Origin of the sequence: Metabacillus mangrovi (genome assembly GCF_009711125.1) — a bacterium.
Lineage (GTDB): Bacteria > Bacillota > Bacilli > Bacillales > Bacillaceae > Metabacillus_B > Metabacillus_B mangrovi.
This window is the reverse complement of the sequence record NZ_WMIB01000016.1, coordinates 24750-42088: the sequence shown is the minus strand read 5'-3', so window position 1 is coordinate 42088 and position 17339 is coordinate 24750. Positions and strand designations below refer to the sequence as shown.

The following is a 17339-nucleotide window of genomic DNA, read 5'->3' as shown; positions in this document are numbered from 1 at the left end:
TAAAAAGGCCGGTCCGAAGTCTGATGACTTACGGACCGGCCTTTTTTAATAAGCAATACCTGCTCTTTTGAATAGGAAATTCTCCTTTTTCCATTCTTCATAAACAAAGTGCGCCGTATCCTGGACAGAAATTGATGTACCTCCTTCAGGCAGGAAATCTGCTTCCGTCCGGTACGTTTTCGTTAGTTGACCATCCGGAAGATAAGTTGGACACACAATGGTCCACTTCAATCCTGAATTCCGGAGCATGCCGAACACCTTTGCATGTTCTTCTGCGGCCCTGGTTAAACGCCTTTTGGACTCGTCTGACTGAAAGCGGAATAGTGCAGGGTTGCTCCGTGCCTGGAGAATCCCCGCGGTACCAACCGTTACAATGCGCTGTACATCCCATTTTTCAGCAGCCTGAATGATATGACGCATTCCCACTGACAGAGAATCATCGCCATCAGTATTCAGACAGCTGATAATGGAACTGCAGCCTTTAATTGCATCCTCCGTATCTGTTTGGTTCCTGACATTCCCTTTTAAAACAGCTGCATCCAATAGCCCCGGCAGTTTTTCCGGTGACCGCACAAGCAGCTTGAGCGCATGTCCATTTTGATTCATTAAGGAGACCAGTTCACGACCGACTCTCCCTGTACCCCCGAAAACAGCAGTCTGCATTCCCTTCACTTCCTTTACCCGCATCATACCATTTTACCGCTTTTTAAACAGCAAATAACGATACGGCAGGTCTGTTTCCTGCAGAAGAAACAGTAAAACAAAACCGGCAAGTCCCCAATCCAGATGGGCAGACATCACAGTTCACCCCACCCCTCCATGTTTTACTCTATTGTATGAACAAGAGGAGGAGAGGGCTTCTGAAAAAATGTAAAAGTAAGAATAGAGGCGAGGAACCGGTTTCCAGGTCATATCTGGGGATAGTCGTTTTGAATGATGGAATAAGCTGTAGGTGATGGAAAAAGGGCTCGATGTGATGGAAATAGGGCTGTAGGTGTTGGAATCCGGGGTTGCGCTAATGGAATTCAGGATAAATTCAAATCCTCGGATAGACTCCGGCACATGCATCCGGTTCATAAAAACAGCCATATTAAAAAGAGATGCCCGAGAGCATCTCCTTTTTTATCCATGGTATTTAATTAGCGAGCTCCGCCGAAAGACTGCTGAGCCATAGTTACAAGACGTTTAGTGATTTCTCCGCCTACAGAACCGTTAGCACGTGCAGTAGTTTCTGCTCCAAGGTTTACTCCAAACTCAGAAGCGATCTCATATTTCATTTGATCGATAGCTTGTTGTGCACCAGGTACTACTAGTTGGTTTGAGCTGTTGTTGTTGTTTGCCATGTTTTTCAACTCCTTAGCGAAATTTTTTTGGTTGGGTCAGCTGGACCTGCACCAGCCGGAATATCAACGAGGTGATGCTCCTGCTCTGTTCGCTTGACCCATCGCGCTTGCTACAGTAAGTATTATGTTTCGCGGTCTCATTTTTCATCCGCTGATACAATTGGTAAATTATTGAATGGTATTTTTGTTTCATCAGGTGAAAAATACAGGTAAGAACGTGAAGGGATCTGGTTTTATGGAAGTGTGTCCGCTCTGCAACGGATTTGAAGAGAAGGAAATACGTTGTCCAAACTGCGGGATCATGATGACGGATGAAGGAAAAACAACCGATTATCTCGATGAATACAGTGCATATATGGAGATCGATACGATGAAGCTGTTTGACGGGGCGCTGCAGTCGCTTGAACATAAACAGTGTGTGCATCAATTCCATTGCCCCGGCTGTTCACACCGGGAGGAAGCGGTCATTGAATGAATCAGTCTGATGAAAACCGCAAAAAACCCCCGAAACGTTCCATTTCGGGGGTTTTACAATTCTTCTTGATTTATCCTTATGCAAGCACTGCTTTTGCTTCCGTAGCTGGACGGATGCGCAATTCATTGTCTTTATCAAAGAAATGAACCTTGTTCATGTCGAATGCTAATTGAAGGATCTGGCCTGGATCAATATCTGTACGTGAATCAACACGTGCGATAAACTCTTGTCCGGCTACCTGGGAATAAAGCATGGTCTCAGCACCCATCAGCTCGGCAACTTCGATTTTCGCTTCAATTTTAGACCCGATGGAAGCATCGACGAATACTGGCTCGTCATGGATATCTTCAGGACGGATTCCCATGATGATGTCTTTGCCGACATAGCCTTGCTCACGAAGGAACTTCAGCTTTCCTTCAGGAACCGCCACTTTCTCACCATTCATTTCGAAGAAGCCGTCTGTCAGTTTTCCTGTCAGGAAGTTCATGGCAGGAGATCCGATGAAACCGCCGACGAAGACGTTCTCCGGTTTTTCGTATACTTCTTTAGGAGCTCCAACCTGCTGGATCAGACCGTCTTTCATAACGACAAGGCGTGTCGCCATTGTCATGGCTTCTGTCTGGTCATGGGTTACATAGATGGTAGTCGTTTGCAGACGCTGGTGAAGCTTGGAAATCTCAGCACGCATCTGAACGCGGAGCTTTGCATCAAGGTTTGAGAGCGGCTCATCCATCAGGAAGACTTTTGCGTCGCGCACGATGGCACGGCCAAGGGCAACACGCTGGCGCTGACCGCCGGAAAGTGCCTTAGGCTTACGGTCAAGGTATTGTTCAAGTCCGAGGATGCGCGCTGCATCTTTAACGCGGCGGTCGATTTCATCTTTCGGGAACTTACGGAGCTTCAGTCCGAAAGCCATATTGTCATATACGTTCATATGAGGGTAAAGCGCATAGTTCTGGAACACCATCGCGATATCGCGGTCTTTCGGCGCTACATCATTCATGCGTTTTCCATCAATGGAAAAATCACCTTTTGAAATTTCTTCAAGACCTGCGATCATACGGAGAGTCGTAGATTTTCCGCAGCCTGAAGGGCCTACGAATACGATGAATTCTTTATCCTGAATGTGAAGGTTGAAATCGTTGACTGCCGTTACTTTGTTGTCGTAAATTTTATGAATGGAATCCAATACTAATTCTGCCATGTGTCTCTTCCTCCTGTTAGTGCGGATTATTGAAAGCGTTTTATCTATGCTTTCATTCTAGGAGAAGCAGGAGAAGCAGTAAATAGACAAGTTGCACAAAAAAATGAAAGGGCTTTCGTGCACGTTGCCTACTTTTCGAGTTCCTTCTGCAAAATCAGCAGGTACACAGCCAGGGCATTCGTGAAAAATTTAATATCGATGCCGGTGCGCTCGATAAAGCGGTCAATCCGATACTGCAGGCTGTTGCGGTGCATAAAGAGTGCTTTTGCTGCGGATGACACATTTAAATTGCAAAGGAAAAACACTCTCAGTGTTTCGATTAATTCTTTATCTTCCAGTGTCTCAGACAGCCGTTCAGAGACAGCGGTTTTGACTTCGTGAAAGCTGTGTTCTGCTGCCAGCAGCACAGGACAGGCCTCATAAAAAGTCAAAATGCCTGTTTTGGGAGGCTTGAGCGGATACGCACGGAAAAGCTGCTGTTCGGCATGAAATTTCTTGCGCAGGGCGGCGGTACTTTCATGAATCTGCCCGGCAAAAAAGGCCGGTTCAATGAAAAAATCACTTAAAAGAGTGGATGTGAGGGCCGTCATTGCTTCTATGTCAGGCAGGCCGGCAGCATTCTGCTCAATCAGAACAAATGCATCTTCTGAGAGCCAGATAACCACAGCCTCTTCCATAAACCCCCCGGCAGCCTCCATAAAGGAGGCTGCGTCTTCCAGTTTTCCGCTGAACCTGCCGTGAATAAAACGGACAGGCTCCGTTCCAGGCGGTTCCGGATCTTCCCCAAGCAAATAGGAATGCCAGCTTTTTTCCGTATCGTTCAGCCCTAATAAAACAGGACTCATTTCCTGAACGGCAAACAAATTTTGAAGCAATGCTTCTTCACTGTCCGACAGACGGGATTTAGAGATTCCGAAACTTTCCCCGGACTCTGTCAGGAACCAACTATATTCATCCAGCCGGCGCGGAGTACCGGTAAGTAAATCCCGCTGATAATGGTTGATCAATTGCTGGAGCATCCTGCTTTTCTCCTTTACCATGTTCTCACCTAATTATAACAGGTTCATGATTTAACGAAACCTGCGGATGGGGCGGGCCGTATAATGGAAAAGGGGAGGGAGAGTATGATAGAAGGATACCTGGTTTGTGCAGCGGTGGGCATCCTGCTGTTTGTTATGGCTTATCTCATATGGAAGAAAAAGCATCTTTACCTGATTGCAGGGTATTCAGAAGAGGCGTTCAAGGGAGACAAAGAGAAGCTTGCGAGAACGATGGGGCTGTTCTGTGCAGTCATCGGACTGCTGACGCTGTTCCTGCCGTTCGGGCTTGATTTTATCGGAGATGCTGCAGGAATTGCCTTCGGGGCAGTCGTGTACTTGTCCGCTGTCTTCTTGGTGATTTATGTTCAGTTGTTAAAGTAAGAGCCGTTCCTGTGAACAGCAAAAAAGGAGAGCCTCTAAAGCCCTCCCCAGCACCCCAGGATATCTGGATGGGCTGTTTTTTTGATTATTCATATACGTGAAACAGCATCAGCTCATGAATCTGGGAAAGCAGGTGTTCTTCTTCGTCCCCGGGCGGAATGGCAGTGCCCCATTCCACCTGGCCGTTTTTATGGTAAATGCCATCATAATGCGTTCCTTTAAAATAAAAGGATATACGCCAGCCCGGCAGATTTGCCTGTTTAAAGAGTGGTTTCCATTGAAAGTGCTGCACCATTTATTTCACTCCTTTTTCCTCTAGCTTCTTATAAGTATAAATACGGCAAAATAAGAAAAAATCCTTTTGCCATTAACTGGTCAAAAGGATCTCGTTTCTGCTATGTGGATAAATAAGCGCCCCAGAGCCGCAATTCGTGCGGATTCTATTTCAGGTTCATCGAATTTCATCGGCTTGGAGTTAATTTCATAAATATAGAGATTCCCGTTCAGGTCCAATCCGGCATCAACAGAAAATTCGCCGATCAGACCATAGCGGTCCATCAGGGCTTTGCCGGCTGTTTCGATAATAAAATGAAGCTGGTCCTTGCTGACCCGGTGCTCAATCAGATGAAAGGGGACAGCTTCTCCTCCGGCGGGCACATGTGTCGTAAGCTCCTGTTTTCTGGATACGCGGACTCCTGTACCAATTAATTTATGCGTGCATCCATTAAAAATTCCGAGCAGCCTGAGGTCATATTTTTTCCCGTTCAGAAGGTCGGAATCGATGGCTTGCTGAATGATGGCAGGGGAGCCGGCCAATTTTCGCCAAAGCTCAGACACGGTCATCCGGGAAGGGGGATGATCAAGCGTCTCAGCCATCAGGTTCTGCTGATCTTCCGCTGTTATCTTAACGATGCCCTTTCCTTTGCTTTGATTGACCGGCTTTATATAGGCCTGCCCGAGCCTGGCTGTATATTCCTTCAGATCCTCTTCACTTTCCAGCAAGGCGGTGATCGGCAGAAAGGGGCGAAGCAGGGGAACTTCTTGAAGCACGGTCCAGATCTCCCACTTCGTGAAAAAGGAAGGGTTGAACAGGATGATGCGCCGCTTTTTCAAATCTTCGAAAACTTCTTCTGCTTTAATCTCCGCATTTCTTGAAGGGATCCGGTTGTAAATCACATCGGGAAGGGGAGCCTTGATCATTCTCCACTGATGTTTCTCAGCGAAAAAACTGAATCCTTCTGCATATTTCTCCCTGATTCCTTCCGGAGTCAGAATATAACAGAGACCGCCGAGTCTGGAGACTTCGCCGATCAGTTTTTTAAAATAAAACTCACTTCCGGAAAAGGTTTTGCTTTTTTTTCCGGAAGCTGTGAGAATGGCAATTTTCGGCTGTCCGGCTGTCATTGAACAATATCCTCCGGTGACTGAACCGATTTTCTCATCAAAAACATGGCATAATCAAGAAACTGTCTTCTGGAGAGCAAATCCCCGTCCTTTAGCTTCGGATGGGAAAAGATCGACCTTCCAGGCTTTGAGTTCGCCTCAAAAAGCCATACTTTTCCGTTCTGGTCGAGTCCAAGGTCGAAGCCGATTTCACCTATGAGGCCTGGAACGCTGCTGTCTATCCTGCGGCTCAGCAGGATGGCTGCTCCGGTCAGACTGTGAAACACCCGTATCCGTTCCTGCGGATCTTCAAACAGCTCCTCAAGTGTTTTTACCATCCCCCCGCTGTTAACGTGAGTGGTGACACTTCCCCGGCCCGCAACTTTTGCCGCGATGGCGGTTACATTCCATTCTCCCTCCGCATCTTTGTTCGTATGGATCCGGAAGTCCACAGCCTGCTGACCGTGCCGGAGAAGCTCGATCCCCTGTTGTACAAGGTAGGCGTCCAGGAGTCTCCCTTCAAACGAATGCTTGAAAAAGTGCTCAAGAGAGGGGTACTTTCTCAGTTTGTTCTGGCCTGCATCATCCCTGTACTTGCAGATGTAGCATTCATTTTCAGCATTGTAGGAAAGCTGGTATACACCAAGGCCAAGGCTTCCATTTGCCGGCTTTAAATAAATGCTTTTATATCTCGAAAGCATTTCTTCAATTTTCCCGATGCCGGGGCTGAAATACGTCTCGGGTAAATAGGTGAGGGTCTCTGGCAGCTGAACGAGTGTCTGATGTATATCCCATTTGTTGAAAAATCCGGGATTAAACCATGGGATGCCGTACTCTTCAATAAGCCGGCGTTTAACAAGCTTCAGCGCTTTGTGATTTTCCGCTTTTCGGTTCGGAAGCCTGTCATACACAACATTTGGGATGGGCACCTCAAGCTCCTTCCATCCGTCCCGGCTGTATAAGTAGCCCTTGACCGTGCCATCCTCCCAATTGATATGATGGGCACCGAAAACAACTGTATACATCCCGGCTGTCTGATCCAGGCTCATAAATTTCGCGAAAAATAAGGACCGGTCTCCAATTGGCCGAAGAAGCGAATCCGTGAATCCGGCAGTGAAAATGCCGATCAGCGGTCCCAGGTAAAGAATGCCCTCATGAACGAGCACTCTTGTTTTTCCTGCAAAAGGGAGCTTTAACTTTTCTGCCATTACCGGGTGGATGCCAATCATGGATTCCTTTTCGCCGTTCATATCGGCTGTGCACGGAAGACAAAATGTTCCGAATGCCGCATGTGTGATTTCGCTGAAAAGGTTTTGACCGGCCGGGAATACAAATTCAGGTCCGTTTTCCTTTTTATCTAATAAATAGAGAGTGAAAAATTCCGGCATTGGCACTTCTGCTCCTTTCAATCCTGTATCTGATCCTGCTGCTTCAGCGCGGCTGCTTCCTGCTGTCTGATAAGATGCCTGCAATAAGCGAGCGGTGCTTCAAACAGAGCGTCCTTCAGCTCCGGCTTTGTCTGCATAATCAGCTGCCGTCCCGGCTTTGAGTTAATATCAAGAATCCAGATGGATCCGTCCCTTGAGTAGCCGATGTCGAGGCCCAGCTCAAATAAGGGAGAGAATTGCTCTTCCAGAATGACTGGGAGCTTCGCTATGACCGTAGAAAGGTCATCTTGGAACAAATAGGCCTGACGGCGGGACAGCCGGCTGAACCAGTCGTCATAAGACTGTCCTTCACCGCCGCTTCCGAGATTCGAAATATAGGATCCCTGATAGCCTTTGCGGATGCCGCGTCCCCGCTCCTGCCATTTTCCGTCCCCGTCTTTTTGGAGGAGGATCCGGATATCAAACGGATAGCGCGCCCGGTCAGTCAGAGTAAGAAGGGGCTGCATCAAATAGGCATCCCGGGACTGTTCCAAAAATTGATCCATCCATTCCTCGAATTCTTCAATCGCCGGGAAAACCTTTGTTTTTTTATGGACCCCGCTGTGATAGACGGCTTCGATTGTTTTTCCGCTAAGCGATAAGGCGATAATGCCGCGCCCCTGTGAACCCCGAACCGGCTTTAGCATGCACTGCCGTTCACGGAACAGAAGCGGAAAAATCTCTTTTGCAGAAGCGAGAAGAAGAGTGGAAGGCAAATAAAAGGAGAGAGTCGGGTCCTGTTTGATCGCTTGATAAACGGCCCATTTGTCGGGCAGTCCCTTGCCCAGGAATACGGTGTCCGGCCGGGTCTTCAGCCAATCGGCAATTGGCCTTGCTTTCGAAGTATGACTGCTCCTGCTGTAAAAACACCGGTCATAAATAAAAGAAGGGAGAGGCCGCATCGCTTTTTTCCATTCTTCCTTCTCAAACACCCTGCCGCTGATCAGTGTGGAGCCTGGCTGAATGCTTGCCGGGCTGAACTTAAAAAGGGCAAGACCGTATTTCCCGGCTCTCCTGGCTATTTCAGTGGAATACAAATTTTCCGCATCCTCGCGGAGTGTCATAAATCCTACTGTTTCATTCAATTTACTCACACCCCATTTACCATACTTAAATACATACCGTAATCCGCTACCGCCTTTGCAGATGGCCTGATTTTAGGACCATCCATCACATATTCACTGTTTTTGGAGGGCTTGGAATTGACCTCGATCAGCCAGATCCGCTCATCCTCATCTACAGTCAAATCGATGCCGAGCTCCCCGAAACAGCCTTTGCGGTCAATTGCCAGGCATACTTCTTCAGACAGCTCCGCGAGCATCTTGCGGATATGCCGGGCTTTTCTGTCACCGTACAATTCCGTCAGTACCTTTTTGACAGGATAGGCAGCCCCGCCCTGATAGAGGTTGGAAACAAAGGAATTCTCAGCAGAAACTCTTGCTGTCATGGAGGTAACGGTCCATCCCTCTTCTTTTTTATGGCATAAAATACGGAAATCCAGCGGCTTGCCGCGGTATTTCTGGATGCGGATTGTCTCCTGCAGCAGGTATGGCTCTTTTGTCAGACGGGGGTGCATATAAGTGAAAGCGTCTTCTGCCTCACGGAAAAGCAGCGGTCCTCCGGCTGAGGAGGTATCATCCAGCCAGTAGCCATCCTCTGTTTCGCGGAACCTGAAAATCTTTTTTCCCTGGCTTCCATAAACCGGCTTAATAAAAAAATCAGAATAAGACCGTGTATAGTTCTGGTAATCTCTTTTAGAGGTGAGCTTGGCAGAGGCAGGAAGATATGGGAGCAGAACCGGATCGTCCGAAAGCCACTCATGTACTTCCCACTTATTCAAAAAGCGGGAATTAAAAAATGGGATTCCCGCCTGCTTCATTTTTTCCTCCAGCGCTATGAAGTTCAGGCTTAGCTCACTTTTCCGCTGATGCACCCGGTTATGCACGGCATCCGGATACGGCATGGAGGCTTTCCTCCAGCTCCCGTCCCGGAGAATCCAGCCATTTACATAGCCGTCCTGCCAGTCTTTCAAAGAAAAAAGATAAAAAAGGCAACCGGCATTCCTGCAGTAATCCGCCAACTCCCTGCAATAGTCCTCCATGTTCGGAAGGGAAACCGATTCTTTAGAGGAACCAGAACCGATAAGGACCGCAAAAAGCGGACCGATGGCAATGGAATCCCTCCTTACTGAAACAAACAGGCTCCTGCCGCCCGCCATCTCATCAGGTACTGGCAAGGCAGACCTGGATACAGACAGGAAGGAACTGCTATCATTTATAATTACGAGCCGGGCTTTTACACTATTCCTGCCAATTCCAAGATTACACACCCGCGGAAAAGAAGACTTGCCGAACGCAGTCAGCAGGCCTGTGCTGATTTTAACGGAAGGTTCTGTGTCATCATGAAGAAAAAGATCAGTTTTTTTCCACTTCATCGCCATCCCTCATTTGCTAAAAAGCCATAAACAGCACTATAATTTGTTCTAGGCAGATGTTTTACCCGCAGTTTATGGAATAGACGAAAAGTATGTGAAGATATGGAGTGTTACAATGGGCGCAGTATGGACATTTATTTTTATGATTGGAATCGGGGCGGCAATAGGGGGAGTCACTAATCACCTTGCCATCCAGATGCTGTTCAGACCGTACAATCCGGTCTACGTGTTTGGCAAAAGGCTGCCGTTCACACCGGGACTCATCCCGAAACGAAGAGATCAGATGGCAGAGCAAATGGGGAAAATGGTGATTGAACACCTTTTAACTGCCGACAGCCTCAAAAAGAAAATGACCGAGTCCTCGTTCGGACAGGCCTTGGAAGCCTGGGCAGAGAAGCAGGTTTTCAGCTGGCTTGATAAGCAGTACACCGTTCTTGATGTTCTCGGACAGGCCGGAATGGAGAAAGCCGATGAAAAAACCGAGGCCATGATCCTGAGCTTCATCGACAGCAAATGGAAGAGGTTTGAAGAAGAGAACCGCAGCAAAACCCTGTCTGAGCTTATGCCGCCTTTGCTGGAAGAAAAACTGGACACAAAGGCAGGCGAAATCGCACGGTATATCGTTCAATCTGGAGTCAGCTATTTTGAGAGCTTCGAAGGCAGAAACCGCATCAAAAACATGATTGACGACTTCCTGGCTGAACGCGGACGCCTCGGAAGCATGATCCAAATGTTCACCGGCAATATGAACCTGTCTGAATTCATTCAGCCGGAACTGATCAAATTCCTGCGCAACGGGGAAACGGAAGCCTTCATCCAGGACTTGATCACAAACGAATGGAATAAAGCGAAGAAGATGACCTTCAGCGAACTTCAGGAAAAGCTGAACCTGAACGAAACAGCCGCAGACCTGAAAATTCGTGCCGTCCGTTCACTCCGTGTGAAAGAATGGTACAGCAAGCCCGTGAGCGAGCTGGCAGCACCTTACCGTACCGAGATCCGGGAAAAGCATATTCCAAACATCCTCAATCTCCTCATCAGCGGACTCACAAACAATATGGATCAGCTGATGAAACAGCTCAATATCGAGAAGATTGTCAAAGAACAGGTAGATACGTTTTCCACGCAGCGGCTCGAACAAATGGTTCTTTCCATTACAAGCAGCGAGCTGAAAATGATCACCTATCTCGGAGCATTCCTTGGCGGCCTGATCGGGATCATCCAGGCCTGTATTGCCGTTTTCCAGGGATAAACAGCCAGGCTATCCATGAAAAACCCGATCAATTCTGTTATAGTGGGTAGAGGTCCGGAAGAGAGGACCGTAATTCAAAGGAGGGCGAACACATGTCAAACCTATACGATGAGGCCAATGGTCTTGAAAAAGCACTGCGCGAAAGCACCGAATACAAAGAGCTGGTTGCACTTTACGAGCAAGTCAACGCAGACGAATCCGCAAAAAACATGTTTGATAACTTCCGCGACATTCAGCTGAAGCTGCAGCAAAAGCAGATGGCCGGACAGGAAATCACACAAGAGGAAGTCGACCACGCTCAAAAATCAGTGGCTCTCGTCCAGCAGCACGAAACAATCGCCCGACTGATGGAAGCAGAACAGCGCATGAGCATGATCATTGCCGAACTGAACAAAATTATCATGAAACCGCTCGAAGAACTCTACGGCGCGGTGGAATAATGCATATAGGAAAACCGCCTTTTAAAGGGCGGTTTTTTTATTTGAGATTGGGGGAGAGTGGGGCCAGGGATGGGCGCTGGGGAGAGCGGGATGGGCGGAGGCAGAGGAAAAGGAAAAGTGAAAGGGAAGAGGGAGTGTCTGACCCTCACTCTGCTAAAGGACTAAAGCTCCGTCACCACATCCGCGATCCCTTGCCGGGCAAGGCGTGAGCCGGATAGGTCTTAGTCCCCTGCTGCTGTGATGCAAGTGGGGACAGACCCAGTGCCTGTCCCCACGTTCTCTGCCGTACTAAAGCTCCGGCACCGATTCCTGGAACCCTTGCGGCCCAAGGGTGGAACGCGCCACTCCTCCTTCCCCCACTGCGGTGAAGCAGTTGGGGACAGACCCCGGTATAGAGTGACGGGTATGGAGAGCAGAACAGAATTGTGCTCTGTGCACTGACCCCACATTCGCTAAAGCACTAAACCTCCGTCCCCTGCTCCGGCTAGTCCTTTCATACCAAAGGCCCGGCGATTACATGCTTGTTCCCCTGCTCCTTTAAAGCAGTGGGGGTCAGAGCAACCAAGAGCAAACCCGCCAAGAACAGACTCAGCATTCTCATCTTTCCAGCTCATTTTTCACAAACTGCAGCATGTTTCTCTGCACGTGCTCGGTCATTTCATGCCCGGCAAAAGGATGGACGTCCAGTGTTTTTCTGGAGGAAATCCTGTTATACGCTGCAGCGATGCAGTCGGGCAGGCAAACCGTATCTTTTAATCCGATTTGCATATGGACCGGGATGGTGATTTGTTCTGAGTGGTTCAGCACATCAAAGTAGCTGAGGGAGCGGAGCACGGTATCCGTATGCTCCGGGTGCTTATGGATAAAGGCTGCGGCTTCGCTTAATGAGCCCGTTGATTTCATGATGCCAAGATCCATGTGGCACATTCCGGGAAGAGCGGCGGAAACAAATTTCAGCTTTGAATCTGTTAATGCGGCTGCTAGAAGTGCAAGGCCGCCGCCCTGACTAAGCCCCACTGCGAAAAGTTTCGCAGAATCAATATCGGGGTGGGAGTCCGCTGCGCTGATCGCGCGCAAGGCGTCCGATACAATCGAAGAGTAATAGCTGTTTGCGGGGTTCAAAATCCCCTGTGTCACCCATCCCGGAGAGGTTCCATAACTCGTTTTCAGCAGACTTCCAGTTTCGCCCCCCTGCCCGCGGACATCAGCGGCAAAAACAGCGATTCCCATAAGCAGCAGAGCGGCATGCTTTTCTTCAAACCCTTTGCTGTCCCCATAGCCGTGAAAAACGAGGGCACATGGCAGAGGTTTATTTTCAGAAAAGCGGGGAAGAGACAAGCGGGCCCGAATCGGTGTGCCATCGGCTCCATAGTACGTAACATGGTACGTTTCAATAGATGGGAAAATTGAATCTGCTCTTTCATAATGAACGTTCAGACTGTAACTGCCTTCTTGCTCATGCTGTTTCTGCCAGAAGGTTTTCAGACTCTCTCGATCAATAGTAGGTTCAGCTGAATAATTCTTCAGTTCTTCAATCCTTTTTTGAATCGCATTCAACCGGATCAACCCCCTCTACTCAAAGTTCTGGAAAAATAAGAATTTTCCTGCAAATAAAATAGTTTACTTGACTTATCGGAATTATCGACTTTAAAATTAAAACTATAGATTTTCAAACATGTCCTTTTGTGAAAACTCATATATTCTAATGTATAGAGATTACTAATGTGGATGGAAGGGGATTCATCATGAAGATATTCTGGTTTTTTCCAACAGCCGGCGACGGGCAATATTTAGGTACCCGTGCAGGTGAGAGAAAGGCCGACATCAGTTATTTGAAGCAAATTGCATCAGCTTTGGACAACCTTGGATATGAAGGGGCGCTCCTGCCAACCGGAGCAAATTGTGAAGATTCCTGGGTGACGGCTTCTTATCTGGCGTCCGTTACCAATCGGTTAAAATTTCTGATCGCGCTTCGGCCCGGTCTTATGTCACCAACTCTCTCAGCACGTATGTCTGCTACCTTTGACCATTTATCCAACGGCCGCCTGCTCCTGAATGTCGTCACCGGAGGAGATCCGAAAGAACAGGCAGGCTTTGGCAGCTACCACAACCATGATGAACGATATGAAGTCACCGACGAATTTCTGGATATTTGGAGAAAGGTGATGGAAGGCCAGCACGTTAACCATAAAGGCAAGCACCTCGAGGTAACAGGCGCCTACATACCGGAACCGCCTGTTCAAAAACCATACCCGCCGCTTTACTTCGGAGGCTCATCTCCGGCAGGAAAAGAAGTCGGAGCGAAGCACGCGGACGTGTACCTCCTATGGGGACAGCCGCCTGGTCAAATTAAAGAAAAGATTGATGAAATGAAGCAGCGTGCTGCTGCAGAAGGAAGAGAACTGACCTTTGGCATCCGCCTGCATGCAATTGTCAGAGAAACAGAAGAAGAAGCGTGGGAAGCAGCAGAAAGGCTGATCAGCCGCGTTGATGATGCGACGATAAAAGCCTTTGAGGAACGCCACGCCGCTTTTGACTCGACTGCCCAGAAAACACAATCCTCTTTGCACGGCGGATCGAGGCTTCGGGAGAATCTCGAGATTTCCCCCAACCTGTGGGCCGGAGTCGGACTTGCCCGTGAAGGAGCCGGCACCGCTTTAGTTGGAAGCCCGGACATTGTAACAGAAAGACTTCGTGAATACGAAGCCGCAGGCGTAGATACCTTTATCCTTTCCGGGTACCCTCATCTTGAGGAAGCCTACACGTTCGCGGAGCTCGTTTTCCCAAAGCTTAAGAAACAGCCTGCAATCCGGTAACACGCCCGGCCCATTCTGGAGAATGGGCCGGATTTTTTTAAGCAGCGGGGGACAGAGGTATGGAGCCGGGAACCGGTGGTGTACATGGGTTTAAAAGGACTGGTGCCGGAGCTTTCATACGGCAGAGAGAGTGGGGACTGGCACCGGGTCTGTCCCCGCTTGCTTCACCTCATCAGGGGACAGAGACATACATCTGCAAGTCCTTGTACCGCATGGGATAGCGAAGGCGGTGCCAGAGCTTTAGTCCTTTATCAGAGTGAGGGACAGACCCTGCCAAGCCGAGACAAAACCAATCTCCTCCCGCCAGTCTAATAAACATACTTCCCCGCTCCACCAAAAACTTATTGTCAAAAACAAGCAGCCTTGCCATAATGGTTGTAAGCACTTACATAACACCATATAAAATTAACTTAATTAACGAAGGGGGGAGTGGAACGTGACGAATCATATGGTTGGAAGCTTTCAGCTGATGAAATCGCTGAACCGGTCACTGATCTTAAACATCATCAGATCGGCAGGTATGATTTCGAGGGCTGATATTGCAAAGAAGACAAAGCTGACACCTCCAACGGTAACAAATATTACAGGGGGGCTGCTGAGCGAAGGGATCATTCTTGAAGGGCAGACGGGACCGTCCAGCGGAGGGCGTAAGCCGATCATGCTGAGAATTAATTCAAGAAACTTTTTCATTGCGGGTGTGGATGTCGGGGTGAAAAAAATCAGGTTCGGTCTGGCTGATTTAAATGCCGATCTTTCTTATCAAACCGTTGTCCCGATTAGTGAGCGGATGTCAGAGGCTGATCTGGTCCGTGTCATTACGGAGCAGGTTCAAAAGCTGATGAGAGAATCGGCTGTTCCGAAAGAAAAAATGATCGGCATTGGAATTGGCATGCATGGAGTGGTGGACGCAGAGCGGGGGATTTCTGTATTTGCTCCCGGGCTAAAGCTGAAAAACATCCCGCTGAAAACGATGCTGGAAGACGTTTTTCTGATCCCGGTCAAGGTCGAGAACGATGTGAGGGCAATGGCTCTTGGAGAGGCATGGTTCGGTGAGGGCAGGGGATTGGATGATTTAATCTGCATTAATGTCGGATATGGCATCGGGGCAGGCATTATTATGAATGGCCGGCTTTTTCGGGGAAGCCACGGGTTGGCGGGGGAGATCGGCCATACAGTGGCTGATTTGAATGGTCCGCGATGCACGTGTGGAAATTACGGCTGCCTGCAGACTCTTGCTGCCCATGACGGCTTAAAGAATGCAGCGCTGAAGGAGATCATTTTAGGCAGGCCCACCCTGATTTCAGAAATGGCTGATGGGAAACCGGATAAAATCAGCGGGATCGTGATCCATGAAGCAGCGAAGCTTGGGGATGAACTGGCGATTGAGATTCTGCGGGGAGCAGGCAGGTATTTGGGGGCAGCCGTTTCGAACCTGGTCCACATTCTGAATCCGCCAAAAATTATTGTTGGAGGCGGTATTTCGAAGGCTGGAGCCTTTATCCTGGATCCTCTCCGTGAAGTTGTCATGAAGCGTTCCATCAGCGAAGAAGCAAGGAAAACGGTGATTGTGGAATCCGGGCTTGGAGATTCGGCAGGATTGATTGGAGCCTGTACACTGGTTCTTAGCGATCTGTTTTCGCTAAACTATGAAAATACGAAACAAACTGTTTAGAAAACCCTTACATTTTTCAAAAAAATGTGCTATTTTAAAGTCAGTTCATTATATTATTTAATTAAGTAATGGGCTTTTTGTTCAGGGAGAAATGAAAGCGTATACATCCAAAGGGGGATTATGATGAAAAAGGTTTGGGGTATGCTTTTGGCAGCTGTTTTGACAGTTGGGATGCTGGCAGGATGCAGTTCTCAGGGATCCGGAGGAGATGCCGGTGAAGGGGGAGAGCCAAAAGGGGAGATTACAGTTTGGGGATGGAATGTGGCAGCCAGCTCAATGGAACTCGCTGTTGAAAAATTCAATGAAAAGTACCCGGATGTAAAAGTGAAGGTACAGGATATCGGCCGACTTGACTTATACGATAAACTGACCGTCGGACTTGCAGCAAACGGAGCAGGTCTTCCGGATGTGCTGATGGTCGAAAGTGACCGTCTTGATAACTATAAGAAGCAATTCCCTAACGGATTCATGGACTTATCCGCAAAAGGCTATGACAAATATGAAGACAAATTCGGGAAGTCTAAAATTGCCACTGCAAAAAATGAAGACGGAAAGTTTGTGGCGATGCCTTGGGACATCGGCCCGACTGGAGTTTTCTATCGTACTGATCTTTTTGAAAAAGCAGGGGTCGATCCAAAATCAATCGAAACGTGGGATGAATTCCTGGAAGCAGGAAAAGTCATTAAAGAAAAAACCGGTGCCGCTCTCGGCCCGATTGATATCGCTAAAGATGATGCTCTATACCGCATGATGCTCAATCAGCAGGGTGCCTTCTATTTTGATGAAGAAGGAAAAATCGATATGCAGTCGGACGAATCCGTTAAAGCGATGTCGATGATTCAAAAAATGCACCAAAATGAACTTGTAGCAAATGTGGACGGCTGGGATGGAACGGTCACAGCTACCGTGAACGGAACAGTCGCAACGGTTCCGTTCGGAGTGTGGTACACAGGTACAATCATGGAGCAGGCAAAGGATCTGGAAGGCAAGTGGGATGTTATGCCTCTGCCGGCATTTGAAAAAGGCGGAAACCGCAATGCAAACCTTGGCGGATCGGACATTGTCATTCCGGCTGCTTCCAAAAATAAAGATGCTGCCTATGCCTTTGCTGAATTCTTCACAACAGATAAAGCGGTTCAGGTGGAAGTGTTAAAAAAGTATGGCATCTTCCCGTCCCTGCTTGAGACGTATGAGGATTCCTATTTTGATGAGCCGGTGCCTTTCTTTAACAATCAGCCGATCTTCCGTATGTTTGCAGATGAAGTGGAGAACATTCCGGCTGCCAATTATACGAATGATTATCCGCGCGGCTTGAAGTACGCGGCCGACGCACAGGCTGCTGCCCTGCTTGATAAAAAAGACCCTGCAGAAGCGCTGAAGTCTGCGGCCGAGCAGCTGGCCAATGAATCGAAACGCGAGATTAATAAGTAACAGGAAAGAGAAAGGGCTGCTTTAAGGAGACAGCCCTTTTT

The 17339-nt window shown here is 48.4% G+C and carries 17 protein-coding genes; 7 read left to right on the top strand and 10 right to left on the bottom strand.

Annotated elements, in window-relative coordinates:
- Positions 1-45: 45 nt before the first annotated feature.
- Both GKZ89_RS14570 and GKZ89_RS14565 read right to left on the bottom strand, forming a co-directional pair.
- Complete coding sequence (locus GKZ89_RS14570) at positions 46-690, bottom strand: NAD(P)-dependent oxidoreductase (protein ID WP_241680270.1); 645 nt, start codon at positions 688-690, stop codon at positions 46-48.
- A 449-nt stretch (positions 691-1139) separates the two neighbouring features.
- Positions 1140-1343, bottom strand: a complete 204-nt coding sequence (locus GKZ89_RS14565; protein ID WP_155113135.1) for an alpha/beta-type small acid-soluble spore protein — start codon at positions 1341-1343, stop codon at positions 1140-1142.
- Positions 1344-1578: 235 nt separating this feature from the next.
- On the opposite strand from GKZ89_RS14565, the gene GKZ89_RS14560 reads away from it, so the two are divergent.
- Positions 1579-1818 carry a hypothetical protein gene (locus GKZ89_RS14560; protein WP_155113134.1) on the top strand — a complete coding sequence of 80 codons (240 nt, stop codon included), beginning with the start codon at positions 1579-1581 and terminating at the stop codon, positions 1816-1818.
- A gap of 76 nt (positions 1819-1894) precedes the next feature.
- Here the strand turns inward: GKZ89_RS14560 and GKZ89_RS14555 are convergent, their stop codons facing one another.
- Positions 1895-3022, bottom strand: a complete 1128-nt coding sequence (locus tag GKZ89_RS14555; RefSeq protein ID WP_155113133.1) for an ABC transporter ATP-binding protein — start codon at positions 3020-3022, stop codon at positions 1895-1897.
- Positions 3023-3150: 128 nt separating this feature from the next.
- Positions 3151-4041, bottom strand: a complete 891-nt coding sequence (locus tag GKZ89_RS14550; protein ID WP_162356911.1) for a PucR family transcriptional regulator — start codon at positions 4039-4041, stop codon at positions 3151-3153.
- Positions 4042-4146: 105 nt separating this feature from the next.
- On the opposite strand from GKZ89_RS14550, the gene GKZ89_RS14545 reads away from it, so the two are divergent.
- Positions 4147-4443: a DUF3784 domain-containing protein gene (locus GKZ89_RS14545; RefSeq protein ID WP_155113131.1), complete on the top strand. Its 297-nt coding sequence runs from the start codon at positions 4147-4149 to the stop codon at positions 4441-4443.
- A gap of 85 nt (positions 4444-4528) precedes the next feature.
- On the opposite strand, the gene GKZ89_RS14540 is transcribed toward GKZ89_RS14545, so the two are convergent.
- From GKZ89_RS14540 to GKZ89_RS14520, 5 genes are all read right to left on the bottom strand, one after another.
- Entirely contained in the window at positions 4529-4738 is a 210-nt protein-coding gene (locus GKZ89_RS14540) for a YheE family protein (RefSeq protein ID WP_155113130.1), read from the bottom strand.
- A gap of 80 nt (positions 4739-4818) precedes the next feature.
- On the bottom strand, positions 4819-5847 hold the full coding sequence (locus GKZ89_RS14535) for a YheC/YheD family endospore coat-associated protein (RefSeq protein ID WP_155113129.1): 1029 nt from the start codon (positions 5845-5847) through the stop codon (positions 4819-4821).
- On the bottom strand, positions 5844-7214 hold the full coding sequence (locus GKZ89_RS14530) for a YheC/YheD family endospore coat-associated protein (RefSeq protein WP_155113128.1): 1371 nt from the start codon (positions 7212-7214) through the stop codon (positions 5844-5846). The genes GKZ89_RS14535 and GKZ89_RS14530 overlap by 4 nt, the downstream gene beginning before the upstream one ends.
- Positions 7215-7231: 17 nt before the next feature.
- The gene (locus tag GKZ89_RS14525; RefSeq protein WP_155113127.1) at positions 7232-8338 is read right to left on the bottom strand and encodes a YheC/YheD family endospore coat-associated protein; all 1107 of its coding nucleotides are present in this window, start codon (positions 8336-8338) and stop codon (positions 7232-7234) included.
- A 5-nt stretch (positions 8339-8343) separates the two neighbouring features.
- The gene (locus tag GKZ89_RS14520) at positions 8344-9687 is read right to left on the bottom strand and encodes a YheC/YheD family endospore coat-associated protein (protein ID WP_162356909.1); all 1344 of its coding nucleotides are present in this window, start codon (positions 9685-9687) and stop codon (positions 8344-8346) included.
- 115 nt (positions 9688-9802) lie between these two features.
- Between GKZ89_RS14520 and GKZ89_RS14515 the strand changes: the two genes are divergently transcribed.
- Positions 9803-10939 carry a DUF445 domain-containing protein gene (locus GKZ89_RS14515; RefSeq protein ID WP_155113125.1) on the top strand — a complete coding sequence of 379 codons (1137 nt, stop codon included), beginning with the start codon at positions 9803-9805 and terminating at the stop codon, positions 10937-10939.
- A 92-nt stretch (positions 10940-11031) separates the two neighbouring features.
- The gene (locus GKZ89_RS14510; RefSeq protein ID WP_155113124.1) at positions 11032-11379 is read left to right on the top strand and encodes a YlbF/YmcA family competence regulator; all 348 of its coding nucleotides are present in this window, start codon (positions 11032-11034) and stop codon (positions 11377-11379) included.
- A gap of 597 nt (positions 11380-11976) precedes the next feature.
- Here GKZ89_RS14510 and GKZ89_RS14505 read toward each other — a convergent pair.
- On the bottom strand, positions 11977-12936 hold the full coding sequence (locus GKZ89_RS14505; protein ID WP_162356907.1) for an acetylxylan esterase: 960 nt from the start codon (positions 12934-12936) through the stop codon (positions 11977-11979).
- A gap of 188 nt (positions 12937-13124) precedes the next feature.
- Here GKZ89_RS14505 and ssuD point away from each other — a divergent pair, with 188 nt between their 5' ends.
- From ssuD to GKZ89_RS14490, 3 genes are all read left to right on the top strand, one after another.
- The gene (gene ssuD, locus GKZ89_RS14500) at positions 13125-14195 is read left to right on the top strand and encodes an FMNH2-dependent alkanesulfonate monooxygenase (protein ID WP_155113122.1); all 1071 of its coding nucleotides are present in this window, start codon (positions 13125-13127) and stop codon (positions 14193-14195) included.
- Positions 14196-14631: 436 nt separating this feature from the next.
- On the top strand, positions 14632-15867 hold the full coding sequence (locus GKZ89_RS14495; RefSeq protein ID WP_338324935.1) for an ROK family transcriptional regulator: 1236 nt from the start codon (positions 14632-14634) through the stop codon (positions 15865-15867).
- Between the two features lie 123 nt (positions 15868-15990).
- Complete coding sequence (locus GKZ89_RS14490; RefSeq protein ID WP_155113121.1) at positions 15991-17298, top strand: ABC transporter substrate-binding protein; 1308 nt, start codon at positions 15991-15993, stop codon at positions 17296-17298.
- The last annotated feature ends 41 nt before the right edge of the window (positions 17299-17339 follow it).

Excerpts from the sequence above, each read along its gene's own strand:
- GKZ89_RS14570 (WP_241680270.1), bottom strand. The coding sequence starts at position 690 with ATGATGCGGGTAAAGGAAGTGAAGGGAATGCAGACTGCTGTTTTCGGG.
- GKZ89_RS14565 (WP_155113135.1), bottom strand. The coding sequence starts at position 1,343 with ATGGCAAACAACAACAACAGCTCAAACCAACTAGTAGTACCTGGTGCA.
- GKZ89_RS14560 (WP_155113134.1), top strand. The coding sequence starts at position 1,579 with ATGGAAGTGTGTCCGCTCTGCAACGGATTTGAAGAGAAGGAAATACGT.
- GKZ89_RS14555 (WP_155113133.1), bottom strand. The coding sequence starts at position 3,022 with ATGGCAGAATTAGTATTGGATTCCATTCATAAAATTTACGACAACAAA.
- GKZ89_RS14550 (WP_162356911.1), bottom strand. The coding sequence starts at position 4,041 with ATGCTCCAGCAATTGATCAACCATTATCAGCGGGATTTACTTACCGGT.
- GKZ89_RS14545 (WP_155113131.1), top strand. The coding sequence starts at position 4,147 with ATGATAGAAGGATACCTGGTTTGTGCAGCGGTGGGCATCCTGCTGTTT.
- GKZ89_RS14540 (WP_155113130.1), bottom strand. The coding sequence starts at position 4,738 with ATGGTGCAGCACTTTCAATGGAAACCACTCTTTAAACAGGCAAATCTG.
- GKZ89_RS14535 (WP_155113129.1), bottom strand. The coding sequence starts at position 5,847 with ATGACAGCCGGACAGCCGAAAATTGCCATTCTCACAGCTTCCGGAAAA.
- GKZ89_RS14530 (WP_155113128.1), bottom strand. The coding sequence starts at position 7,214 with ATGCCGGAATTTTTCACTCTCTATTTATTAGATAAAAAGGAAAACGGA.
- GKZ89_RS14520 (WP_162356909.1), bottom strand. The coding sequence starts at position 9,687 with ATGAAGTGGAAAAAAACTGATCTTTTTCTTCATGATGACACAGAACCT.
- GKZ89_RS14515 (WP_155113125.1), top strand. The coding sequence starts at position 9,803 with ATGGGCGCAGTATGGACATTTATTTTTATGATTGGAATCGGGGCGGCA.
- GKZ89_RS14510 (WP_155113124.1), top strand. The coding sequence starts at position 11,032 with ATGTCAAACCTATACGATGAGGCCAATGGTCTTGAAAAAGCACTGCGC.
- ssuD (WP_155113122.1), top strand. The coding sequence starts at position 13,125 with ATGAAGATATTCTGGTTTTTTCCAACAGCCGGCGACGGGCAATATTTA.
- GKZ89_RS14490 (WP_155113121.1), top strand. The coding sequence starts at position 15,991 with ATGAAAAAGGTTTGGGGTATGCTTTTGGCAGCTGTTTTGACAGTTGGG.